Consider the following 23,646-nt stretch of genomic DNA (forward strand, 5'->3'; position numbering starts at 1 on the left):
GACAAATGGAATGGAAATGGTTTTCACTCCCGACAACTATACAAAAATCGAACATGATAAAACGATTTAGAATAAGGCTTAAGGAGTGTTCATTGCGATGATGTTTTACTCAGGCTTTATACGCTTCGGGTATAGCTGGCAGATGGTTTGCGGGTTGGAATGGTTGTCGAATGCGTTTCTGAATGCTGGGATTATAAACAGGTGAAGTGACAGGCCGAGCGGTTGTCGGCCAGCCAGACAGATAAATTGAAGAGATTTTTAAACTGGATTACTCACCTTTTGCTGATTGAGCTCAAGCGATATCTGATTGTTAGTGTCAGATGTTGCAGGCTCTTCAGTTACCGGTTCAGAGCCTGCAAGAGCATCCCGCAGTCGTTGCCACCAACGGCCAAGAGTTTCATACCAGTAGCGTTCAGTTTGCTCCAGATACTGAGCCTTTGGACTGTAACGAATCCATGGCTGCTTGATTTTATTGCTTGCCAGAAAGTTGGTCGGAGCCGGTATCGGTGCTAGGCCTGCCTGATCGAATTCATACAACGCACGAGTCATATGACTTGCAGAGGTAACCAGAACCATTTTTTGTTTGCCGACAACAGAAGCTGCCTGAAATGCCTCTTCCCAGGTATCTTTTGCCGTCTCTAGTAACAGGATATTGTTTTTGTTTACACCCAGAGCCAGTGCGACTTTAGCCATCATTCTTGCGTGGCTGACACCTGTTCCGCCATCATAGCCGGAAAGGATCAATCTGGATTCAGGGTACATTCGCTGGATTCGTATCCCTTCGGAAAGACGCATCAAAGATGTACGTGAAAGTTCTGATGTCATAGGCATCGCATGATCAATTACATGGCCGCTACCCAACACCATTACATACTGAATAGCTTCACCGCTAGGTACAAATGGTTCGTTTTCACGTTCTATTGGTCTCAGCAGGCTGGTCGCAATTGGCTGGAACGACACGAGGAAAATACCCAGCAGAGAAAAGGTAATGAAAGTGGAGGCCAGTCCCTTCCTACGTGTGAACCAGAGGATCAGCAAGCCGATGAACCCTAAAATGAGCAGAGTCGGCAAGGGCATCAGTAATGCAGAAACTATTTTTTTTAATTCAAACATGCAATGTAGTCCGAAAATTCATCAATTGAGCTCGAAAAAGCACCACAAGCCTTTATTCCTATAACGCTTGTGAGAAAATAAGCCACATTTTTTCAACCGCTATCATAACGTAAAGCTGACGTGATCGAAGATCGAAATTTTGACGACCTAGCGCAAAAATTTGCGAAAAACATATATGGCACGGCAAAAGGCCAGATTAGGCAGACTGTTGTCTGGCAGGATCTGGAGCAGGTACTTGCTATGCTGGAACAGGCAAAGCCGTTGCATATTCTGGACGCTGGCGGCGGTTTAGGCCAGTTGTCGCAAAAGATTGCTGAGCTGGGGCACAATGTCACGTTATGTGATCTCTCTGGCGAAATGCTGAAATTGGCTGAGCAGGAAATTGCCAAAAATGGCCTTCTTGAGCAATATCGTCTGGTTCATAGCCCGGTCCAGCAGGTTGGTGAACACTTAGATGGCCTTGTTGATTTGGTACTTTTTCATGCGGTAATGGAATGGTTGTCCGATCCGAAAGATGCGCTTGAGCGTTTGCTAGAGCAGGTAAAGCCAGGCGGAATTATTTCGGTCATGTTCTATAACTACAATGGCTTGCTATTTAAGAACTTGATTTGCGGGAATTTGACTCACATTGAGCAAGGCATGCCGCATCGTAAGCGCTTCAAGCTTCAGCCACAAAAAGGTATAAAGCCTGAAGACGTATATAGCTGGTTGACTGATGCAGGATTTAACATCCTCGGTAAAACCGGGGTTCGTACCTTCCATGATTACATGCAAAGCAACATGGTAGGGGATTATACATTTGAACAAGTTCTTGAGATGGAGCAGAAGCTTTGTCGACAGGAACCGTATTTGTCCTTGGGGCGTTATATTCACGTATACGCTCAAAAGCCGCTGGCGTCTGATGATAAGAGTGGTAAAGAGACAGACATTGATAACAGCAATAAGGACAACGGATGAGTGATGTTTCCCAGACCGTTCCCGAGTTGGTCAGTTGGGTTAAGCAACATGAGTTTTCGCTTAACCTGCCAACGGAGCGGCTGGCGTTCTTGTTGGCGATTGCTGTACTGAGCGGCGATCGCTTTGATGAAGAATTAGGGGAAGGCGAGCTGGTTGATGTGTTTCGCATTGTCAGCGATATGTTTGACCAGTCGCAGGAAACGCTGGCTTTTCGTGCCAACAACGCGATTAACGAGTTGGTTCGCCAACGTTTGATTACCCGCTTTACCAGTGAAGTAACAGATGGCGCAAGTATCTATCGACTCAGCCCGCTAGCGCTGGGTATTACCGATTATTATGCCCGTCACCGTGAATACTCATCGCTTAAGCTGTCAATTCAGCTGGCGATGGTAGCCGATGAAATTAACAAGGCTGCTGAAGCGGCGAAAGAAGGCGGTGATGAGAAGCACTGGCGTCAGCAAGTATACGCGGTACTGAAATACTCAGTTGCCGAAATTTTTGATCGTATTGACCTCAACCAGCGCACCATGGATGAGCAGCAACAGCAGGTGAAGCAAGATATTGCTGAGCTGCTGAACCAGGACTGGCGAGCTGCAATTACTAATTGTGAAAGTCTGCTTAACGAAACCTCCAGCACGCTGCGTGAACTGCAGGATACGCTACAGGCGGCTGGTGATCAGTTGCAGAGTCAGCTACTGACAATCCAGGAAGAAATTCAGGGCAACCCTGATCTGGATTTTGTCGATGCGATGATATTTATTCTCCAGGCGAAACTAGACCGCATCATCAACTGGGGCCAGCAGGCGATTGACCTGTGGATCGGTTATGACCGTCACGTTCATAAGTTTATCCGTACTGCGATCGATATGGATAAGAACAGGGCATTCAGCCAGCGTCTGCGCCAGTCGGTTGCCGACTATTTCGACGACCCGTGGCTCCTGACTTACGCTGATGCCGAGCGTTTGCTCGATATGCGTGATGAGGCTCTGGTTCTGCGTGACGATGAAGTTACCGGTATCGTACCGGAGGAGATGGAATTTGAAGAGTTCAGCCTGGTGAACGACCAGCTGGCTGACCAAGTTGCAGTAATGCTGCAGGCCCACAAAGAAACGGGTGCTGCAATTAACCTGAGTATGCTTCTTAAAGATTATCTGGCTCAGCATCCACATGCGCAACACTTTGATTTGTCGCGTATTGTGATTGATCAGGCTGTCAGACTCGGTTACTCCGAGGCCGATTTCAGTGCGATTCAGCCTGATTGGGAAGCAATTAATGACTACGGAGCCAAGGTACAAGCTAATGTCATCGATAAATATTGAAGAATTTATGCCTGAAAAGCTGGCCAAGGCGATTGCCAACCCGCTTTTCCCGGCACTGGATAATGCGCTGCGTTCTGGCCGTCATATCGCCAGCGAAGATTTGGATAATCACGCATTGCTGATTGAGTTCGAACTGGAACTGGCAATGTTCTACAAGCGCTACAACGCTGAACTTGTACGTGCGCCGGAAGGTTTTTTCTACCTGCGCCCGCGTTCAACCTCCCTGATTAACCGTTCAGTATTGGCCGAACTGGATATGCTGGTCGGTAAAGTATTGTGTTTCCTTTACCTGAGCCCGGAACGTCTTGCTCACGAAGGGATTTTTACCAACCAGGAACTGTTTGAAGAGCTGGTGGCTCTGGCGGACGAGAAAAAACTGCTGAAGTTGGTGACTAACCGTGCCAGCGGTTCAGATCTTGACCGTGAAAAACTGTACGACAAGGTAAAAACATCCCTGCGTCGTCTGCGCCGTATCGGCATGATTATCCCGGTTGGCGAAAACGGTAAATTCCGCATCAGCGAGGCGGTATTCCGCTTCGGTGCTGACGTGCGTGCTGGTGATGATGTGCGTGAAGCACAGCTGCGTCTGATCCGTGATGGTGAAGCCGTTGTTGTTCACCAGCAGGAGCCAAGTCAGTCAAGCCTGCTTGACGAGCAAGAAAATGCTGAAGAATCAGCAACAGAAACAGATTATGCCGGACAGGAGGGTGAAGCCTGATGGAACGCGGTAAGTATCAATCGCTCACAATGGTCAACTGGAACGGCTTCTTTGCCCGTACTTTTGACATCGACAACCTAGTCACTACTCTGTCTGGTGGTAACGGTGCCGGTAAATCTACCACTATGGCAGCGTTTATTACCACACTGATCCCGGATCAGAGCTTGCTGCACTTCCGTAACACCACAGAGGCCGGCAGCTCAAACGCATCCCGCGATAAAGGTCTGCACGGTAAGCTGAAACCGGGTACCTGTTACTCGGCGCTGGATGTGGTGAACTCTAAAAATCAGCGCGTTATTTTTGCCGTTAAGCTACAGCAGGTTGCTGGCCGTGATAAGAAGGTGGATATCAAACCATTCATTATCCAAGGCCTGCCTGCGGACGTGAAGCCGACTGAAGTGCTGGTGGAATCACTGTCTGATAATCAGGCACGTGTTCGCCAGATCAACGAAGTCAAAGAGATCGTTTCTCAGTACGAAGGCGTTCAGTTCAAGGCATTCAACTCAGTTACTGATTACCACGTTCAGATGTTTGAATTTGGTGTGCTACCAAAGAAATTGCGTAACAGCACCGACCGCTCTAAGTTCTATCGTCTGATCGAAGCATCGCTTTACGGTGGTATTTCCAGCGCAATTACCCGTTCACTACGTGACTACCTTCTGCCTCACAATACCGGTGTTAAGAAGGCTTTCCAGGATATGGAAGCGGCATTGCGCGAAAACCGCATGACACTGGAAGCAATTAAGCTGACCCAGAGCGATCGTGATCTGTTTAAGCACTTGATCACAGAAGCGACTAACTATGTAGCTGCAGACTACATGCGCCATGCGAATGAGCGTCGCAACAAGCTTGAGAAAACTCTGAGCTTGCGCGGTGAGATGATGGGTTCGCGCAAGTTTCTTGCAGATAACCAGACCTCGCTGAAAAACATGTCGGCAGAACTGGATGAACTGACCGAGCGCGAGAGTGCGCTGGAGCAGGATCATCAGGCAGCATCGGATCACCTGCAACTGGTTCAGACGGCTGTGCGTCAGCAGGAAAAGATCGAACGTTACCGTGAAGATCTTGAAGAGCTGACTGAGCGTCTGGAAGAGCAGGTTATGGTGGTTGAAGAAGCCGCTGAACAACTTGCAATGGCAGAAGAGCAGGCACTGCTAAGCGAAGAAGAAGTAGATAGCCTGAAGACTCAGCTTGCCGATTACCAGCAGGCGCTGGATATGCAGCAGACTCGTGCTCTGCAATATCAGCAGGCTGTTCAGGCGTTGGAAAAAGCCCGCGAGCTTTCCGGTGACCATCAGCTGCTTGCCGATCAGGCGGTTCCTTATCTTGCTCAACTGAAGCAGGAGCAGGATGTTCAGACAACAGCGCTGCTTGCACTGAAACACAAACTGGACATGTCTTCGGCGGCTGCGAAGCAGTTCGAAAAAGGTCTTCAGATCGTAACTACGATTGCCGGTGCTGTTGATCGAGCAACAGCCGGAGAGAAAGCTCGTGAGCTGATTGCCCATGCACGCCAGTTGCGTAGCGTGACAGAACGTAGTGAGCAGCTGAAAGCACAATACCGCGACTTGGAGCGCAGTGTGCGCAACCAACGCCAGGCTACCGAACTGGCAGAAGCCTACAGTAAGCGATTTGCGACGGCTATCGACAGTGAACTGACGCTGGCTGAAGAGCAGGCTCGCCACGAAGCGACTCTGGAAAATCTGGAACAGCAGCAGGAAGTACTGGTTGAACAGCGCAGTGAGTTGCGTCGTCAGGAACAGCAACTGTCAGCACAGATTTCATCGCTGGAAGCACAGGCTCCGGCTTGGATTGCCGCTTCAGAAGCACTGGAGAAACTGGCAGAACAATCTGAGCGCGAGCTGGGTGACAGCCAAGATGTAATGAGCGCAATGCAGGCAACGCTGGATAAAGAGCGTGAAGCATCAGCGGCTCGTGATCAGCTGGCAGCCCGCAAGCAGCAACTTGAGCTGGATATCGAGCGTCTGGCGCAGCCGGGCGGTAGTGATGATTCTCGTCTTCGCGCACTGGCTGATACCCTTGGCGGTAGCCTGCTTTCTGAAATTTACGATGACATCACGATTGCTGATGCGCCGTATTTCAGTGCAATGTACGGTCCTGCTCGTCACGCGATTGTGGTACCGGATCTGAAAGGTATCAAAGAAAAACTGGTCGCGCTGGATGACTGTCCTGATGACCTGTACATCATTGAAGGTGATGCTGATTCGTTTGACGACAGCGGTTTTGATGTTGATGAACTGGAAGATGCGGTTTGCGTTCACCTGAACGATCGCCAGTTGCGTTACTCTCGCTTCCCGAAAGTTCCGCTGTTTGGCCGTGCTGCGCGTGAGCAACGTCTGGAGCAGCTGCGTGAAGAGCGCGAGCAGGTAGTAGAAGATCACGCGAAAGCATCGTTTGATTCGCAGAAGCTACAGCGTTTGTACCAGAGCTTTAACAGCTTTGTGGCTACGCACATGGCCGTTGCTTTCAATGAAGATCCGGAAGCGGCACTGAAGGTTGCCCGTGACAAGCGTAACCAGGTTTCCCGCAGCTTGTCTGAATCAGACAACCAGGAACAGCAGCAGCGTAGCCAGTTGACCGCTGCGCGTGAAGGTTTGTCTCTGTTGGGTAAACTGAACCCACTTGTTAACCTGTTGGAAGATGACACGCTTCAGGCTCGCTTTGAAGAAGTTGAACAACAGCTGGCTCAATTGGATGAAGCGCGTCACTACCTGGATCGCCACGGTAAAGCCATCACTGAACTGGAAGATTTGGTTTCTACGTTGGACGCCGACCCTGAACAGTTTGAAGCTCTGCAGGCTGAATACGAAAAAGCTGATCAGATGTTGCAGGCACTGAAGACCAAGATTTTTGCAATTGCTGATCTGGTTGAGCGTCGCCACCACTTTAGTTACGCCGATTCGGTCGAGTTGCTTAACAAGAGTTCAGAGCTGAATGAACAGCTGAAAGCAAAACTGGTTGCTGCTGAGCGTGAGCGTGGTCGAGGTCGTGAAGCACTGAAACAAGCTCGTGCTCAGTCTAACCAATATAACCAGCTGCTGGCGTCTCTGAAGAGTTCGCATCAGGCGAAACTGGAAACGGTTCAGGAATTTGAACGTGAACTTCAGGAGCTGGGTGTTCGTGCTGATGTTGAAGCGGAAGAGCGTGCCCGTCTGCGTCGTGATGAGCTTAACGAACGTCTGCACAGCTCCCGTACTCGTCGTAGTCAGCTTGAAAAATCGATCACGTCGATTGAGCTGGAAATGAAGGGCACAGTGAAGCGCCTGCGTAAATTGGTTAAGGATTACCATGAAATCCGCAAGCTGGTGGTAACCGCGAAAGCGGGCTGGTGTGCAGTTCTGCGTCTGGCTCGTGAAAGTGATGTTGAGCGCCGTTTGCACCGCCGTGAAATGGCTTACATGTCTGCTGATGAACTTCGTTCACTGTCGGATAAATCACTGGGTGCGCTGCGTCTGGCTGTAGCTGATAATGAAGAGCTGCGTGATGCACTGCGTGCGTCGGAAGATGTCTCCCGTCCAGAGCGTAAAGTTCTGTTCTATATCGCTGTGTACCAGCATCTTCGTGAGCGTATCCGCCAGGATATTATCCGCACTGATGATCCGGTAGAAGCGATTGAAGAGATGGAAGTTGAGCTGGCTCGCCTGAGTGAAGAACTGACCGCGCGCGAACAGCGTCTGGCCATTAGCTCAGACTCGGTTGCCAACATTATTCGCAAGACTATCCAGCGTGAGCAGAATCGTATCCGGATGCTGAACCAAGGGCTGCAGAACATTGGTTTCGGTCAGGTCAAAGGTGTGCGTCTGAATGTGAAGGTGCGTGATACTCACGAATCACTGCTTAGTGGTCTGGCAGAGCAGCAGGATCAGCATCAGGATCTATTTGGTAACCACCGTCTGTCGTTCTCTGAAGCGATTGCCAAGTTGTTCCAGCGTTTGAACCCGCATATTGATATGGGTCAGCGTTCACCACAGGTACTGGGTGAAGAACTGCTTGATTACCGTAATTACCTTGAGCTGAGCATTGAAGTTAACCGTGGTACTGACGGCTGGCTGCAGGCTGAATCCGGTGCACTGTCAACCGGTGAAGCGATTGGTACTGGTCAGGCGATTCTGCTGATGGTTGTTCAGAGCTGGGAAGAAGAAGCACGTCGTCTGCGCGGTAAAGATATCATTCCTTGTCGTCTGTTGTTCCTTGATGAGGCAGCCCGTTTGGATGCTAAGTCGATTGCGACGCTGTTCGAGCTTTGTGAACGTCTGGATATGCAGTTGCTGATTGCGGCTCCTGAAAATATCAGTCCGGAAAAAGGTACGACCTATAAGCTGGTGCGTAAGATCTTTAAAGATCGCGAGCACGTGCATGTTGTTGGTCTGCGTGGTTTTGGTAATGAGCCTAAGCCACAGCCGGGTGTTCCTGAAATGCTTGAATTAGACCTAGCTTAGCCACTTCTAAGCTTGTAAAAATTTGACTGAAAAGGCCGGGTAATACCGGCCTTTTTTATGTAATTTTTTTACCTTTTTTCAAACACTTCAGTACGTTAAAAACGGCTAAGTGTCTTGTTTGTAAGATCCCTTTCTCATTACTTAATAACGCTGGCGATAAATTTTTTGCCCCGCTAATTGCTCCTAGAATTTGAAATGTTAGATAAGGCCATAAGTATAAATAGCCGAACTAAGCAGCGGCCAGCAGGTTGGTTTGGTAACGGCCGATACACACATTGTCGTAGGGGTGAAGACATGAGAAATATAATTTTAGCGATGCTCACCACGGTTGTGGTGGCTGGTTGTGGTGGTTCAGATGATGATCCTGCTTCTGTTGTTGATCCAAATGCGGACGCTGGCTCTACGCCAATTTCAGTCGATGTTTCTAAACCGCCAACAGAAGTACCAACAGATGGTGATGAACTGCAGGCTTGTGTTGCCATTAATTCAGTGAAGCTGACAGATTTGGCTGGTGATATTGTCGAGCTGACAACACAGAGTATGAATAATCCGGAAGAACTCAGTTCACCACAATGTATTCCTGCTGATTCTGATATACCGGTAGATAGTGATGGTTATCCTCAGTTCATTGTGATCGATCTGTATGATGTTGCCGGTGTTGATTTGGTTAGCCTGATTGCAGAACAACTGGTGCCGGTGGGTGAGTATGTCAGCATGAGCTTGTCTGTACTTCAGGGAAGTTATGGTGATTTCTTAGATACACCATATTCTTATGTCGGAAGTTTGGTCGATAAGAAGAAGATGGAGATTGTTGAGGACCTTAAATTTGAAGGCCTTAACATCAATATTGATGCGCCTAAGACTTTCACAATGACATTTGATATCAGAAGTATGATTCAGATGGTTGAGAATGTTTACTATCTGAAAAGTAAAGGCTTGAAACTTATTGATAATGCATTGTCCGGTAGTATTTGGGGGGATGTTGATCCATCTTCTTGCCCGATTATGGATAATGCCTATGTATATATGTATGAGTCTGACAGTGAGCAATATGGTGATTTAGGCTCGGATCACGAACCTATGATGACGGCTAAGGTAACAGAAAATAATACCTATTCAATGCCTCATGTACCTGAAGGTGAGTATGATGTAATCCTTGTTTGTGAAGGACTGCTGGATCTGCCGAACCTGATTGATCTGGATATCGATCTTGATGGTGATGCACCTAAATATACCAATCAGTACCTCAGTCATGATGAGGATAAATACCTGTCAATGTAGCTTTCAATGGTTTTCCCGGGGGCCGATAGCGCTTCCGGGAACTAAAACCCGGCAGTATATTCTGTTCTGATTCAGTTTCGATTAAGGGTTACCTGTTACTATTTGTACACGTATAACAGGATCCATCTCTCATTATCAACATTAGGCGATCTTTTCGCTCCTTTCGTTAACTTTCTGATGCCATTCAGAAACCCCGTAAAATGTCAGCATTACTATGCAGCAATGCCTGTATTGTGTTGATTGTTTTTTAATCAGTGCTTATATAAATTTCTAATCAACACGACGAAGCCTGATTGAAAGAGAGTTTGATATGCCTGCAGTAATGACCCTTAAAAAAGTTGTTTTTGGCGCAATGTTTGGCCTTGCTGTAATTGGCTACGGTGCTTCAGCACATGCCTCTGTAACGACCTCGCCGGAGAATCACCTGCTATCAACACTGAACTATGTTGAACTGGAAGCAGAGCAGGGTGACAAGAACATGCAGTTGTTTCTGGGACGAGCTTACCTGGAAGGAACAAATGGCCTGAGAGCAGATCCGATGAAAGGACTGTACTGGCTGGAAAAGGCATCGGTTGATATGCCAGAAGTAAAAACCATGATTGGTGACCTGTATAAGCTGGGTGAATTACTTCCACGCGACTATGACCTGGCAATCCACTGGTATACAGAAGGTGCAAAAGCGGGCGATGTATCTGCAATGATTGAGCTGGGTGCTTATTATGCATCAGGTGCGACTGGCTCAGTGGATTGTGAAAATGCGATTAAATGGTTCAACGAAGCATCAAACGGTGGTTCGCTGGATTCAAAACGTAACCTGGTATGGCTGTATGCAACATGTGAAGACTCACGTCTTCGTGACGGTCAGCGAGCACTGAAACTGGCGAAGCAGGTTCTGCACCGTCAGGGCACCGGGGATGCGGGCGATTATGACAACCTGGCAGCAGCTTACGCAGCATGCGGACAGTTCCGCCAGGCAATTGAAGCACAGGAAGTAGCGATTGAAAAACTGGAGGAGAATAACACTCAACGATATGCCAAGTTTGAAAACCGACTAAAGATGTACCAGCGTAACCAGACTGTTTACATGGCTTCGCTGTAATCCACTAATCAACAAACACAATATCTATGTCAAAGGCCTGCCATTGCGGTAGGCCTTTTCGTTATATTCAAAACCCTGTGTGACTCTACCATTTGTATTAATTGGTAGAATAGATTACTTGCTCCTGAAACAGTAAAAAGGTCGCTTCCGAATGTTCTCGGAAAGCACTTCTTTCCTTTTAAATTTGCTCCCTGAAATCCGCGTTTCACCTTGCCGGCCACATTCGAAGGTATGTGCCTGTCATCGTTAACTATACTTTCATCATTATCTTCTACTTACTAAGTATTAATCGGGGCTGGTAAGTGGTGGAAGTAATAACAACGAATAGGGTAAGAGCAATGAATAAGTCAGATCCTGTTGATAATCAAGACAGAGCCAAGCGTGAGTGGCAATTGTTTCTCTTCATTATCATTTTTCTTTTCCCCATCCTCTCTGTGGCCTTTGTTGGTGGCTACGGTTTCCTTGTTTGGGCTATGCAGGTGTTTTTCATCGGTCCTCCCGGCCATGGATAAGTCGTCCCTGTCATTCATTAGATAAAAGGAAAGTTTGATTATGAATCTGCTAAAGAAACTGTGGGCGACCTTATGGCGTCCGGCAGTCCATATCAGCCTTGGGGTACTGACCCTCGGCGGTTTTATTGCCGGTATTATGTTCTGGGGGGGCTTTAACACCGCCCTTGAATTAACCAATACCGAAAAGTTCTGCATCGGCTGTCATGAGATGCGTGACAATGTATACGAAGAATTACAGGGAACGGTTCACTGGACCAATCATTCCGGTGTCAGGGCAACCTGTCCTGACTGTCACGTGCCCCATAACTGGACCGATAAAATCGCCCGTAAGATGCAGGCTAGTAAGGAAGTGTTCGGGGCAATTTTCGGCACCATCAATACCCGCGAAAAATTTCTTGATAAGCGGTTGGAACTGGCCAGCCATGAATGGAAACGTTTTGCTGCAAATGGCTCGTTGGAGTGTAAGAACTGTCATAACTACGACAGTATGAACTGGGATCTGATGTCGGATTTGGCTCGCACCCAGATGAAGCAGGCGGCTGAGCGGGATCAAAGTTGCCTTGATTGCCACAAAGGTATCGCTCATGAGCTACCGGGAGATATGGATACATCCGGCGGTATGGTGTCCGAGTTGGTTCAGAAGGCCAACAACACCAGTTTCAGCGAGGGTGAAAACTACTTCAGTGTTCGCTTCCTGCCTATGTATGAAGATGAAGCTCTGACTAAAGACGGTGGTCAGCTCAATCCGGCTTCTGAAATTACAGTGGTACAGGTTAAAGATAACGCGATTCAGGTTGAGATAGCAGGCTGGCGTAAAACTAAAGGTTTTGGCCGGGTGATTAACGAAGATTTCGGCCTGAACATTCCAACAGCGGCGCTGAGTAAAGAGGTCGCGCTAAATGATGCCTTGGTAGAAAAATTCGAAGAGAAAGAAGATGATCTGACCGGTCTTGGCTGGCAGCGGGTTACCGTTAAGCTCTGGATGGCAAAAGAGTCACTGATGGATGATGTTGAAGATATCTGGGCAGCGGCAGGTCCGGCTTATAAGACCAACTGTAGTGTCTGTCATACCCAACCGGCAGAAGACCATTTTGATGCCAATACCTGGCCGGGTATGTTCAACGGTATGTCAGCATTTGTGAATCTGGATTCCGACAGTGAAGCGTTGGTGCTGAAGTACCTGCAAAAACACTCATCAGATTTTTCTGAAGGCAGTCATTAAGGTGCAAATGAGGGAATAACTATGTCATTAAGTCGACGTAAATTCTTAAAAGGCCTCGCAACGACCTCTGCTGCGTCTGTGATTGGCCCAAGTTTATTAATGCAGGTTGCAAAAGCGGCGGAAGAAGGCTCGCCTTATTCCGCTGACGGAGTATGGAAGGTTTCTGGCTCTCACTGGGGCGCATTTCGTGCCCGGATATATAACGGTAAAGTGGTCGAAATCAAGCCACTGGAGCGAGATAAATACCCGACGGATATGATCAAAGGGATAAAAGGGATTATCTACAATCCGTCCCGTGTTCGTTACCCGGTTGTACGCCTGAATTGGTTGAAGAAACATAAATTCAGCGGTGATACCCGGGGTAATAACCGCTTTGTCCGGGTCACTTGGGATGAAGCCTTGGATCTGTTTTATCAGGAGTTAGAGCGGATCCAGAAAGATTATGGCCCCTGGGCTCTGCATGCCGGGATGACCGGATGGAGGGCAACTGGCCAGTTCCACAGCTGTACCAGCCATATGCAGCGAGCCGTAGGGATGCACGGGAATTTTATGACCAAGGTCGGGGATTATTCAACCGGTGCCGGTCAGACAATTTTGCCTTACGTTCTCGGTTCAACGGAAGTGTATGCTCAGGGGACGTCCTGGCCGGATATTTTATCCAACAGTAAGACGATCATCCTGTGGGCCAATGATCCGATGAAGAATACCCAGGTTGGTTGGCAGTGCGAGACACATGATTCTTATGCCTACTATGAGCAATTGAAAGATAAAATTGCCAAGGGCCAGATCAAAGTGATCTCTGTCGATCCGGTGCGGTCGAAAACTCAGAATTACCTTGGTTGTGAGCAGCTGTACGTGAACCCACAAACCGATGTACCATTCATGCTGGCTATCGCGCATACTCTCTACAAAGAAGAACTCTATGCCAAGAAGTTCCTTGAAACTTATGCCCTTGGCTTCGATGAGTTTGTACCTTACTTGTTAGGTAAAACCAAAGATAAAGTCGAAAAAACACCGGAATGGGCAGAGCCGATTTGTGGTGTGAAGGCTGATCAGATTCGTGAGTTTGCCCGTCTGCTGGCCGCGGACAGAACGCAGCTTATATTTGGCTGGGCGATCCAGCGGCAACAGCACGGTGAACAGCCTTATTGGATGGGCGCAGTTCTGGCAGCGATGCTGGGTCAGATAGGTTTGCCAGGTGGCGGGATTTCTTATGCTCATCACTACAGTGGAGTGGGGATTCCGTCTACAGGAGCCGCTGGTCCGGGTGGCTTTCCTCGTAATGTGGACGAGGGTAAAAAGCCGAAGTGGGATAACAATGACTTCAAGGGTTACAGCAAGACAATTCCGGTAGCCCGTTGGGTTGATGCTATCTTAGAGCCCGGCAAGGAAATCAATTATAACGGCAGTAAAGTGAAGCTTCCTGATACCAAGATGCTGGTGGTTAGCGGGTGTAATCCGTGGCACCACCATCAGGATCGCAACAGGATGAAGAAAGCATTCCAAAAACTACAGACTGTTGTCACTATTGATTTTGCCTGGACAGCGACCTGCCGTTTTTCAGATATTGTTCTGCCTGCCTGTACTCAGTTCGAACGTAATGATATCGACTTGTACGGAGCATATTCTGCATCTGGCATTCTGGCTATGCATAAGCTGGTGGATCCGCTTTATCAGTCAAAAACAGACTTCGAGATATTTACTGAGCTTTGTCGTCGCTTTGGTCGCCATAAAGAATTTACCCGTGGCATGGATGAAATGGAATGGGTGCGGATGCTGTACAAAGATTGCCGCGATGCCAATAAAGCTAACTTCGAAATGCCGGAGTTCGATCAGTTTTGGGCTGACGGTGTGATTGATTTCGGCGAAGGTAAGAGCTTTGTTCGCCATGCCGATTTCAGGCTGGATCCGGAAATTAATCCATTGGGTACACCTTCCGGCTTTATTGAAATCTTCAGCCGTAAGATTGACCGCTTTGGCTATGAACACTGTCAGGGGCACCCGATGTGGTTCGAAAAAGCCGAGCGCTCCCATGGTGGGCCGATGTCAGATAAATACCCGCTCTGGCTGCAATCCTGTCACCCGGATCAGCGCCTGCATTCACAGATGTGTGAGTCGGAAGAGTATCGGGCGACTTATAGTGTGCAGGGCCGAGAGCCGATTTATATCAGTCCGGAAGATGCCAAGAAGCGGGGGATCAAGGATGGCGATATAGTACGAGTCTTCAATGATCGGGGGCAGTTGCTGGCCGGTGCCAGAGTTTCTGATAATTATCCGTCCGGTGTTGTACGAATTCATGAGGGAGCCTGGTATGGGCCGATGAATGAAAAGGTTGGTTCACTTGATACCTACGGTGATCCTAACACCTTGACTATGGATGTCGGCTCTTCAGAGCTGGCACAGGCAACCAGTGCTAATACCGTGGTGGTGGAAATCGAAAAATTCCGTGGAGAAGTGCCGCCGGTGACCTCATTCGGTGGGCCGATTTACGAAAGCTGAGTTGCATGTAAATGGATGCCAGCAGAAATGAATAAGGTGGAGTCTTAGCTCCACCTTATTAGTTTTTATCTTATTGTTTCAGGTTACCTGCGCCTTTTATCCGGTTTTTGTTTACCGGTGAATATCAGAATCCGATCCCACTGGCGGCGGAAGAATTCATCGATAGCTTCGATGGCTTTCTCAACCAATTCCTGCCAGTCAAAAGGTTGTCCTCGTTGGTAGTCTTGCTTCTGGCCACATTGGATGCGGTCAGAATCACGGTGATGTCGCCGGATGAAGAGGAGAATATGGCGAATCATATTGTGCCTCCATCTTCTGAAATTTTCGTTTCTCCAACAATAAGATTAGCGGGGCTTGTCTGAACTGTCAGGCAACCATTTCTGGTGCATCAGCCTGTGCCCACTCAATACACTGTTGAGCCAGGATATCAAGCGAATCCAGACAGGCTTCAGGTTGCTCAATCGCTTGTTCTGCCAGTGCGACCGGAATTTCGGTACAGCCAAAAATTACCGCTTCAGCGCCTTGTTCCAGCAGGTTTCGGAAAACCGGCAGCATCAGTTGTTTGCCGCGCTCAACCTCACCGGCTTTCACCGCGTAAATGCCTTCCATAACGGCAAGTTGCGCAGATTCATCCGGCTCAATCGCATCAATTTGCTTTTGCGCTAGTTTGGTCTGATACATTCTTGTCATCATGGTTGCAGAAGTCGCCATTACACCAACCTTGCGGTATTGACGTTGTCTGGCTTCGTTAACAACACTGTCGATAATGCTGATCATATGTACCTTGCTGCAGCGAGTCAGACGCGGGTACCAGTAGTGAGCAGTATTGCAGGGAATGACAATGCACTCAGCACCGGCATTTTGCAGTTGTTCCATGCCTTGTTTAAGCACCGGAAACGGATCCTGACCTTCACCCAGAATATAAGCAGTGCGATCCGGGATCTGTGGATTATTACTAACAAGCATAGGGATATGCTGCTGATCATTATGAGCAGGAGTACGGGCAATGATTTTCTGCATGAATTCAACCGTTGCCAACGGGCCCATTCCGCCCAGAATTCCTAATTTTCTGCTCATGTGCTTGTTCCTACAGTATTTTCAACTGCAATCACTATAGGATGGCTGGTATCACTTGAGAAATGCCGTTGCTGGCGATGTCATGCATAATCGGCATTGCTCTGTTTTAAATCTGTGATTTAAGTCTCTTGATTTCTCTGTTATTTGCTAAGTCATTAGTTATACTGTCTTTTTTGTCATTTGAAACACTATGAATATTGAAAGTAAGTGGCTGGAAGATTTTCTTGCACTTGCCGAAGTGCGAAATTTTTCTGTTGCAGCAGAAATGCGGAATGTGACCCAGCCTGCATTCAGTCGTCGGATTAAAGCCTTAGAGCAGACTGTTGGTGCTGAGTTGGTGGATCGCAGTAAAACGCCGGTTGAACTGACACCCAGTGGCAGGATGTTCCGGATCACTGCGCGTACTTTGATGAACCAGATGATGGAAGGGATCGGGCAGCTGTCGGATTTGTCAAAACTTGGCGGAAACATGGTGCGTGTAGCGGCGGCGCACTCACTGGCAACCAGCCTGGTTCCGACGATTCAACCACAGCTTTCTGCCGGAAAGCATAATCCGCTGTTGAGTGTGGAAGCTGTCGATGTCGATCAGGCTATTGAAGTGCTTCAGGAAGGGGGCTGTGATTTGCTGCTGGCTTTTGATGACGCCCAGCTGCGTCTGCCACCGTATCAGTCACTGCAGATCGGGCAGGCAGAGCTGTTGCCTGTTTGTGCCTGTGATAGTGAGGGGAATCCGCTTTACTCCATCGATAAAGATCAGGAAGTTCCCTGGCTTGCTTACAGCCCGACATCCTATATGGGACGTCAGGTTGAAGCGGTTCGGGATCAGGTCAATCTCAAAGCCGTGTTTCTGTCATCAATGACAGATTTACTCAAGACACTGGCTTTGCAGGGACAGGGCGTTGCCTGGTTGCCGGACTATGCGGTCGTCGATGAGCTGGCAAGTGGTGAAGTGGCTGTGATTGGGGAGTCCCATTTGCGTTTGCCAATTACCTATTATGCTTACCGTTATCAGGCACGTCTGCATCCCGCAGGGGAACAGGTTTGGCAGGCTCTGAGGAATTTGGTTTTGTAAATGATGCATATTCTACGTCTTATGACCAATTCCAAACGGGAATAGAATGTTGTCCAATCTTTCGCTGTTCGTGGTGAAAATACAGTGGTAATTTTTCCTTCCCTGTTGATTTATTGAGTATTTAGTGAATGGAGTTGTCGTTCGAAATCCTTGCTCTGCTTTTCTTCGTCGCCGGTCTGGCCGGGTTTATTGATGCTATTGCCGGTGGTGGTGGGTTGCTGACAGTGCCAGCGTTACTTGCTGTTGGTATGCCTCCGGCACAAGCGTTGGCAACCAACAAGCTGCAGGGGTCATTCGGCAGCTTTTCGGCCTCGCTGTATTTTGTTCGTAACGGTTTAGTAAGCCTGAAAACCATGCGTAATGCGATCATCTGTACATTTATTGGTGCTGCGTTAGGTGCTGAATTAGTACAACGGATTGATGCCGGTGTGCTGACCAATTTAATTCCGGTGTTATTGCTGGGTATTTCATTTTACTTTTTGTTGTCACCCAAGGCAGGAAAAGGCGGAGGTGAACCAAAGCTATCGGAGAATGCGTTTGCCCTGAGTGTAGGAACTGGTATTGGTTTCTATGATGGCTTTTTTGGTCCGGGGGCTGGTTCGTTATTTACTATTTGTTTCGTTGCTGTCGCTCAGCTTGGGTTAGTTGAAGCCACAGCCAGAACAAAAGTGCTCAACTTCACTTCTAATTTTGCCGCGCTGCTGTTTTTTATTTTTGCCGGATTGCCGGTTTGGGAAATCGGTTTAGTAATGGCGGTTGGTGGTTTTCTCGGTGCACGTCTCGGGGCTAAAGTGGTGGTCACCAAAGGACGAAAACTGATCCGCCCGATGGTTGTGATTATCTCAATGATAATGGCAGTCAAGCTGCTGTTGGAACAGAATCCGCAATGGCTTCAATAAGTCGTCGAATACGTTCAGACTGGTAACTGCTTTGGCGGTAACATAGGTGAACCGGCCGGGTCAGCTCACTTAATACATCAAAATGATGGCAGTGAACTGGATCGATTTTCAGGATTTTGACGATTGATGCCGGCACCAGTGCTGATGCTACACCGCCTAGTGCCAGCTGGGCGGCAGCGGTGTAAGAGTCCATCTCCATTAAAGGTTGAATCCCGGCTTTTTGCAGCACACTGGCTTGGTTGATATTGGCCGGGTTTTTTAAATCGTTGACCAGCAAGCCTGGCGGTGGTTCAGCCAGAGGTTGCTGGCTGATAACTGTAAATGGCTCATCAAAAAGATGGCGGGCTGTCAGACCGTGCTGTGCAGGCAGGTGTCCGGCACAAAAGCCAATACAGGCATCCCCTGACTGAACCTGTTCAACAATGACCGGAGTGTGACGGGTTGATATAGAAATGTAGCGATCGTGCGTGATGTAATTGCCCATCAGTTCACCGAGGTAGCCAGCAACCAGGGTTTCTGAGCAGACCAGGGTTATTACCGTTTTGTCCTGATAGTTTCGTTGATCGAAAATTAGCCCTTTGAGTTCCCGGTAGCCGGGGCCGACATTATCAATCAGAGCCTGTGCATCCGGTGTTAGTTTGATACGCCGTCCGGATGGTTCAATCAGCTTTTTTCCTAACTGCTTTTCTAATCGGGCGATCCGCTTGCTCACCGCACTTTGGCTGATATACAGCTGGCTGCCTGCCTTGCTCATGGTGCCTTCTTTTGCCAGCACCAGCAATGTCTCTAATCCTTCAAGTAACACGTGTTATAGCCATTGATGAAATAATGGAATGATTATACTCAACTAGTGGCGAGTAGCGAGCAGGAAAGAGGGTGATGAGGTACGGGGAAACCAAAGCCGCAGTTGCAGCTTTGGTTATAGAGAAAGGAATTGCTATTCCTGCTTGGTGATGCTTCCGACTTCCAGTACAGGAGCTACATCAAGGTGTTCGGCATTCATCATGGACGAAATGCGCTGAACTGATGATAAAAGCAAGGTTTGCTCCCAGTCTTCCAGTTCCTGGAAACGGGCAACGAAATCTTCCTGAAGCGGCAGCGGAGCTTTCTCCAGTGTTTCCCTACCTGACTCGGTAAGGTGGGCATGCACTTTACGCTTATCCAGCTTGCTTCTTTCGCGGATAACCAGTCCCCGTTTTTCGAGACGGTCGAGGATAGTTGTAGCCGTGGCCTGGCTCATGTTTGTGTTGTTAGAAAGCTGACGGATTGTGACTTCACCTGAGTCACGAATCGCGCGCATTAAAACTAATTGAGGCCCCGTTAACCCTGCGACTTTATTAAGTTTTCTCGAATGTAAATCAATCGCCCGAATAATTTGTCGAAGGGCAATGAGGACTTCTTCGTGCTTGTCCATTTAACTCTCCCAAATTAGTTGCCGCGAAGGTACATCAATATCAACGATCATGAAAGGGTTAGTTTCAATAAAGACGATAAAACTTCGAATCTTAATGAAAATTATCGTTATATGGAGTCAATTCGGCAATATAGTTTTATCTGCTGTCTTTAGTTAACCGTATGAAAAGTACTTTTTATGTGCTGCTTGTTGCTTATTCTGGGCTGTTTGTTTGCTCTGTAATGGATGGCGGGATAGCTATCTGTTTGAAGCCTTACCCGTACACCGCAAATCAGGAGGTGTTTAAAATTTGATACACGGCCGACTTTTCCCCTGTGACTAAATTTAAATCAGCAGACTCAGGAATTTGCCATACTTGTTATACCAGCCGGGAGTAAGTGATTAAATACTTATGCTGATTGGTATTGTGTTAGCGGGAAGAGAAGGAGCCTAAATGGCAACGTCAAAGCCTCGAATTTTCGGACTTAGCTTAGTCATCGCCGGGTTACTTTCTCCGGCGCATATTGTTACGGCTGAAACACTTCCGTCTCAGCCTCTCCTCAATACTGTGTCATCGCAGTTTGTTGAAGATGCTGTTCAGCAACAAAAAGCAGAGATGTGGGTAAATGAGATTGCCGGTGATATCTCTGTGATTCGCTACATAAATAAGCTGGCGCAGATTTATCGTGATATTGGCTACACTCCGTTATGGCAAGACACCCGGGCTGCTGATGAATTCGAGCGTCAGTTGATGGTGCTGTCTCATGCAAATGTCAGCTCCGACTTTTCCAGTCGCTATTCACTGCTTAAACATTTCAAGTTGTCTAATGACTGGCGTCAGTATGATTTGTTGGCAACAGATACCCTTCTTGCTTACATGAGCTATGTAGAAACAGTGCCAGAGTTCGGTCGGGGATGGTTTTTCGGTGCTGGGGTCGATCCGGATTTGCCGCTGCCTTCAGAGATGCAGCAATCACTTTTGAACAGTGCGATTGAAACTGATCGGCTGAACTTTTTTGTCGCCGCACTAAAACCTGCTGATGAAAGATATAACCAAATTACCGAGGCTATTACTCAACTGGAACAGACTGCTGCGAGTCAGTACTGGCCGGGCTTTTATCAGTCCGGCATTATCCGTTATGGAGCCAGATTGGCGAACCCTGAGCGTTTGATTACGATTCTGGAAAACCTCGGGGATTTACCATCTTATCAGGCCGACCAACTTAGAGCGGATCAGGTGAAAAAGTACAATGTCGAACTTGTTGAAGCGGTGAAGAGTTTCCAGGAAAGGCATGGTCTTAAAGTTGATGGGGTGATTGGACCGAAAACTCGTTACTGGTTGTCAACCGCACCTAAAGAACGAATTAGGGTCTTGGCGTTAAATGCCCAGCGTATGAGATTGTGGCCAGCTGAACATCCTTCATTATTAGTCGTCAATATTCCTGATTTCGGCATGAGCCTTTGGCTGGACAATGAGCACGTGCTGAACAGTAAAGTGATTGTAGGGCGTCCAAGCCGAAGAACGCCTTTGATGACTTCCTCAATTTCATCTGTGGTTTTTAACCCTTACTGGAATGTTCCTATCTCTATTATGCGCAAGGATATTTTGCCAAAAGCGCAATATGACCGGGGCTATTTGTACCGAAATGATTTCAGGGTGATCCGCAGCTGGACCAGCAATGAGCAGATCCCTATTCATACGATCGACTGGCGCATTGTAAACTCCAAGTCGTTCCCGTACCGGTTGCGTCAGAAGCCGGGCAATAAGAATGCATTGGGTAAATTTAAGTTTAATATTCCTAATGACAATTCCATCTACCTTCACGACACACCGACGAAAAGTCTATTCAATAAAGAAACCCGGGCGTTCAGCTCCGGATGTGTCCGGGTTGAGCACGCTGATGAACTGGCAATGATCCTGCTGAATCACTCGGGGGTTTCGGAAGAGAGGGTTAACCAGCTTAAAGCGCGTGCGAATACTAAGACTGTTGGTCTTAGCAACCGGGTTAAGGTGCATGTAATTTATCAGACAGCGTGGGTGGATGGTCAGGGGGAAGTGCATTTCCGTGATGATATCTACAGATACGACCAATTCGGTCGTATGTCACAAAAGGAAGAAAAACTAACAAATAATTTTAATGAATAATTCTCTTGTAGCTCAATAACTAGACGATTTTAACATAAAAAAGAGTCGTTTTATTAGTATATCGATGTTTGACTGAACAAAAACTGAACGTTATCTTGCTGCTCGTTGTTTAGCTTATATTTCGTGTTTAGCAAGAAAGTGGTTTTGTTCAGGATGTCAGAAATTAATTACAAGCGCCGTCAACTATTGGTAGCTGGAGGTTTTGCACTAGGCGCATGTTTATTGCCAGGAGTGGCATTTTCCAGCCCGTTTAAAGGTTCTAATCCTCGTAAAATTTCGCTGTGTAATATTCATACTAATGAAGATCTTGAAACCCTGTACTTCGATGGTCAGGACTATATAAAACAAGAGCTGAAACGCATAAACCATATCTGTCGTGATTTCCGCCGTAATGAAGTTGCAAACATGGACCGCCGCCTGATCGATGCCATTGCACAAATTCAAACGGGCCTAGGCCATAAAGGCCAGGTGCGCATTATTTCGGGTTACCGTTCACCTGAAACTAACAAAGCCCTGCAAAGCAAAAGCCGCAAGGTTGCAAAAAAGAGCTACCATATGAAAGGGCAGGCGATTGATTTTAACCTTGAAGGTGTCTCGCTAAAGCGGGTAAGGGATGCTGCTCTGGAACTGCGTTTAGGTGGTGTGGGCTATTATCCGAAGGATGGTTTCGTCCATATTGATACTGGTCCGGTTCGTCGCTGGTAAGCATTCTGAATTTAATATAAAAAACAACAACCATTTCTCTGAATAATTACAAAGCCGGTTACCGTCCTCCTCTCTTGATGGTTTCCGGCTTTGCTGTTTCTGTCTCCCGTTATCCATCCGAGTGATACTTGCTGTATCAACTATTTTTTACCGGAAAAGGTTGTGACAGGCTTTTGTTGTAATCGACAGGGCCATGTTATCCTTTGCCAAGATTATTTTGAGTTAGGAAAGGGCTATGAGTCTTCAGTTTGAAATTGTTCCAGTTACTCCGTTTCAGCAAAATTGCTCGATCATTTGGTGTGATGAAACCAAGGAGGCGGCGATGGTCGATCCGGGCGGTGACATTCACCTGCTAAAAGAAAAAGTCCAGCAGTTAGGCCTGACAGTAACTAAGCTGATTCTGACTCATGGTCATCTTGATCATGTTGGTGGTACAGCACCACTGGCGGCAGAGCTGAATGTGCCGGTTATCGGTCCGCACAAAGAAGATGCTTTCTGGCTTCAGGGCTTGCCTCGTCAGAGTGAGATGTTTGGTTTCCCGCTGACAGAAGCTTTTGATCCGGACCAGTGGCTGGAAGAAGGTGATGTGGTGACTGTCGGTAATCAGAAGCTTAATGTACTGCACACACCGGGTCATACACCGGGCCACATCACTCTGCACAATGAAGATGCGAAAATTGCTTTTGTTGGTGACGTGCTGTTCCGCGGTGGCATTGGCCGGACTGATTTCCCGAAAGGCGATTACCAGACTCTGATTGATTCCATCAAGAACAAATTATGGCCTCTGGGTAACGATGTGACTTTTGTACCGGGTCATGGCCCATTGTCAACTTTCGGTAATGAGCGTGCCTCTAACCCGTTTGTTGCTGATGAGATGCCGCTGTATTAATCCGGCGCTCTAAAATCAGACTGACTTATTTTTAAGTCAGTAGCTTTAAAAAGCGTGAATTTGTTACTGTCTGTCCGCAACTAGTTAACAATTCACGCTTTTTATGTTTATTTCTCAAACCTTATTAATAACCTTATTTATTTTGTGATTGCTTTCACGCTTTTCCTGCCACTGACTCAAAACTAAGAATCTTTCCTAATTGTTTTAGGCCGCCTTCTCAAGCCTCTTACTGATAGCCTCATTAAAATCGCTCCTGTATCTGGTCAATCATCATTCGTTGACTTC

General features: G+C 47.6%; 19 protein-coding genes. 14 read left to right on the forward strand and 5 right to left on the reverse strand.

Features of this window, described 5'->3' with window-relative positions:
* Positions 1-258: 258 nt before the first annotated feature.
* The gene (elyC, locus tag AACQ93_RS06230) at positions 259-1,113 is read right to left on the reverse strand and encodes an envelope biogenesis factor ElyC (protein ID WP_064602928.1); all 855 of its coding nucleotides are present in this window, start codon (positions 1,111-1,113) and stop codon (positions 259-261) included.
* 120 nt (positions 1,114-1,233) lie between these two features.
* Here elyC and cmoM point away from each other — a divergent pair, with 120 nt between their 5' ends.
* The 9 genes from cmoM to torA all read left to right on the forward strand — a co-directional run bounded on the left by cmoM (position 1,234) and on the right by torA (position 15,180).
* On the forward strand, positions 1,234-2,070 hold the full coding sequence (cmoM, locus tag AACQ93_RS06235) for a tRNA uridine 5-oxyacetic acid(34) methyltransferase CmoM (RefSeq protein WP_064602930.1): 837 nt from the start codon (positions 1,234-1,236) through the stop codon (positions 2,068-2,070).
* Positions 2,067-3,389, forward strand: a complete 1,323-nt coding sequence (mukF, locus tag AACQ93_RS06240; protein ID WP_064602932.1) for a chromosome partition protein MukF — start codon at positions 2,067-2,069, stop codon at positions 3,387-3,389. The genes cmoM and mukF overlap by 4 nt, the downstream gene beginning before the upstream one ends.
* On the forward strand, positions 3,370-4,107 hold the full coding sequence (gene mukE / locus AACQ93_RS06245; protein ID WP_007462159.1) for a chromosome partition protein MukE: 738 nt from the start codon (positions 3,370-3,372) through the stop codon (positions 4,105-4,107). The genes mukF and mukE overlap by 20 nt, the downstream gene beginning before the upstream one ends.
* Entirely contained in the window at positions 4,107-8,567 is a 4,461-nt protein-coding gene (gene mukB / locus AACQ93_RS06250) for a chromosome partition protein MukB (protein WP_064602934.1), read from the forward strand. The genes mukE and mukB overlap by 1 nt, the downstream gene beginning before the upstream one ends.
* A 294-nt stretch (positions 8,568-8,861) precedes the next feature.
* Positions 8,862-9,848, forward strand: a complete 987-nt coding sequence (locus AACQ93_RS06255; protein ID WP_064602936.1) for a hypothetical protein — start codon at positions 8,862-8,864, stop codon at positions 9,846-9,848.
* Between the two features lie 310 nt (positions 9,849-10,158).
* A complete protein-coding gene (locus AACQ93_RS06260; protein WP_036798412.1) occupies positions 10,159-10,947 on the forward strand; it encodes a tetratricopeptide repeat protein in 789 nt (262 codons plus the stop codon).
* Between the two features lie 338 nt (positions 10,948-11,285).
* Positions 11,286-11,459, forward strand: coding sequence for a periplasmic nitrate reductase, NapE protein (locus AACQ93_RS06265; RefSeq protein WP_007462166.1), 174 nt, complete (start codon positions 11,286-11,288; stop codon positions 11,457-11,459).
* 37 nt (positions 11,460-11,496) lie between these two features.
* Entirely contained in the window at positions 11,497-12,681 is a 1,185-nt protein-coding gene (gene torC, locus AACQ93_RS06270; protein ID WP_064606525.1) for a pentaheme c-type cytochrome TorC, read from the forward strand.
* 21 nt (positions 12,682-12,702) lie between these two features.
* A complete protein-coding gene (gene torA, locus AACQ93_RS06275) occupies positions 12,703-15,180 on the forward strand; it encodes a trimethylamine-N-oxide reductase TorA (protein WP_007462169.1) in 2,478 nt (825 codons plus the stop codon).
* Positions 15,181-15,263: 83 nt separating this feature from the next.
* Here the strand turns inward: torA and AACQ93_RS06280 are convergent, their stop codons facing one another.
* Positions 15,264-15,479, reverse strand: coding sequence for a hypothetical protein (locus tag AACQ93_RS06280; RefSeq protein ID WP_064602940.1), 216 nt, complete (start codon positions 15,477-15,479; stop codon positions 15,264-15,266).
* A 67-nt stretch (positions 15,480-15,546) separates the two neighbouring features.
* Positions 15,547-16,257: an aspartate/glutamate racemase family protein gene (locus tag AACQ93_RS06285; protein WP_064602947.1), complete on the reverse strand. Its 711-nt coding sequence runs from the start codon at positions 16,255-16,257 to the stop codon at positions 15,547-15,549.
* A gap of 190 nt (positions 16,258-16,447) precedes the next feature.
* Here AACQ93_RS06285 and AACQ93_RS06290 point away from each other — a divergent pair, with 190 nt between their 5' ends.
* Together AACQ93_RS06290 and AACQ93_RS06295 are read left to right on the forward strand one after the other, a co-directional pair.
* On the forward strand, positions 16,448-17,329 hold the full coding sequence (locus tag AACQ93_RS06290) for a LysR substrate-binding domain-containing protein (RefSeq protein ID WP_064602949.1): 882 nt from the start codon (positions 16,448-16,450) through the stop codon (positions 17,327-17,329).
* Positions 17,330-17,457: 128 nt separating this feature from the next.
* Entirely contained in the window at positions 17,458-18,228 is a 771-nt protein-coding gene (locus AACQ93_RS06295) for a TSUP family transporter (protein WP_064602951.1), read from the forward strand.
* Here AACQ93_RS06295 and AACQ93_RS06300 read toward each other — a convergent pair.
* Positions 18,188-19,033 carry a LysR family transcriptional regulator gene (locus AACQ93_RS06300; RefSeq protein ID WP_064602953.1) on the reverse strand — a complete coding sequence of 282 codons (846 nt, stop codon included), beginning with the start codon at positions 19,031-19,033 and terminating at the stop codon, positions 18,188-18,190. The genes AACQ93_RS06295 and AACQ93_RS06300 overlap by 41 nt on opposite strands.
* A gap of 132 nt (positions 19,034-19,165) precedes the next feature.
* Entirely contained in the window at positions 19,166-19,642 is a 477-nt protein-coding gene (locus AACQ93_RS06305; protein ID WP_007462184.1) for a MarR family winged helix-turn-helix transcriptional regulator, read from the reverse strand.
* Between the two features lie 433 nt (positions 19,643-20,075).
* Here AACQ93_RS06305 and AACQ93_RS06310 point away from each other — a divergent pair, with 433 nt between their 5' ends.
* From AACQ93_RS06310 to AACQ93_RS06320, 3 genes are all read left to right on the forward strand, one after another.
* A complete protein-coding gene (locus tag AACQ93_RS06310; RefSeq protein WP_064602955.1) occupies positions 20,076-21,767 on the forward strand; it encodes a L,D-transpeptidase family protein in 1,692 nt (563 codons plus the stop codon).
* Positions 21,768-21,920: 153 nt separating this feature from the next.
* Positions 21,921-22,472 (forward strand): YcbK family protein, encoded by a 552-nt coding sequence (locus tag AACQ93_RS06315; RefSeq protein WP_064602957.1) that lies wholly within the window; start codon positions 21,921-21,923, stop codon positions 22,470-22,472.
* A gap of 235 nt (positions 22,473-22,707) precedes the next feature.
* Positions 22,708-23,361, forward strand: coding sequence for an MBL fold metallo-hydrolase (locus AACQ93_RS06320; RefSeq protein WP_064602959.1), 654 nt, complete (start codon positions 22,708-22,710; stop codon positions 23,359-23,361).
* Positions 23,362-23,646 lie beyond the last annotated feature (285 nt).

This window comes from Photobacterium sp. J15, from assembly GCF_963870815.1.
In the GTDB taxonomy this organism is placed as follows: Bacteria; Pseudomonadota; Gammaproteobacteria; order Enterobacterales; family Vibrionaceae; genus Photobacterium; species Photobacterium marinum.

Coding starts and splice junctions, on each gene's coding strand:
- AACQ93_RS06260 (WP_036798412.1), top strand. CDS start 10,159: ATGCCTGCAGTAATGACCCTTAAAAAAGTTGTTTTTGGCGCAATGTTT.
- AACQ93_RS06310 (WP_064602955.1), top strand. CDS start 20,076: ATGGCAACGTCAAAGCCTCGAATTTTCGGACTTAGCTTAGTCATCGCC.
- AACQ93_RS06285 (WP_064602947.1), bottom strand. CDS start 16,257: ATGAGCAGAAAATTAGGAATTCTGGGCGGAATGGGCCCGTTGGCAACG.
- AACQ93_RS06295 (WP_064602951.1), top strand. CDS start 17,458: ATGGAGTTGTCGTTCGAAATCCTTGCTCTGCTTTTCTTCGTCGCCGGT.
- AACQ93_RS06255 (WP_064602936.1), top strand. CDS start 8,862: ATGAGAAATATAATTTTAGCGATGCTCACCACGGTTGTGGTGGCTGGT.
- AACQ93_RS06265 (WP_007462166.1), top strand. CDS start 11,286: ATGAATAAGTCAGATCCTGTTGATAATCAAGACAGAGCCAAGCGTGAG.
- AACQ93_RS06290 (WP_064602949.1), top strand. CDS start 16,448: ATGAATATTGAAAGTAAGTGGCTGGAAGATTTTCTTGCACTTGCCGAA.
- torA (WP_007462169.1), top strand. CDS start 12,703: ATGTCATTAAGTCGACGTAAATTCTTAAAAGGCCTCGCAACGACCTCT.
- mukE (WP_007462159.1), top strand. CDS start 3,370: ATGTCATCGATAAATATTGAAGAATTTATGCCTGAAAAGCTGGCCAAG.
- mukF (WP_064602932.1), top strand. CDS start 2,067: ATGAGTGATGTTTCCCAGACCGTTCCCGAGTTGGTCAGTTGGGTTAAG.
- AACQ93_RS06320 (WP_064602959.1), top strand. CDS start 22,708: ATGAGTCTTCAGTTTGAAATTGTTCCAGTTACTCCGTTTCAGCAAAAT.
- mukB (WP_064602934.1), top strand. CDS start 4,107: ATGGAACGCGGTAAGTATCAATCGCTCACAATGGTCAACTGGAACGGC.
- AACQ93_RS06305 (WP_007462184.1), bottom strand. CDS start 19,642: ATGGACAAGCACGAAGAAGTCCTCATTGCCCTTCGACAAATTATTCGG.
- elyC (WP_064602928.1), bottom strand. CDS start 1,113: ATGTTTGAATTAAAAAAAATAGTTTCTGCATTACTGATGCCCTTGCCG.
- AACQ93_RS06280 (WP_064602940.1), bottom strand. CDS start 15,479: ATGATTCGCCATATTCTCCTCTTCATCCGGCGACATCACCGTGATTCT.
- AACQ93_RS06315 (WP_064602957.1), top strand. CDS start 21,921: ATGTCAGAAATTAATTACAAGCGCCGTCAACTATTGGTAGCTGGAGGT.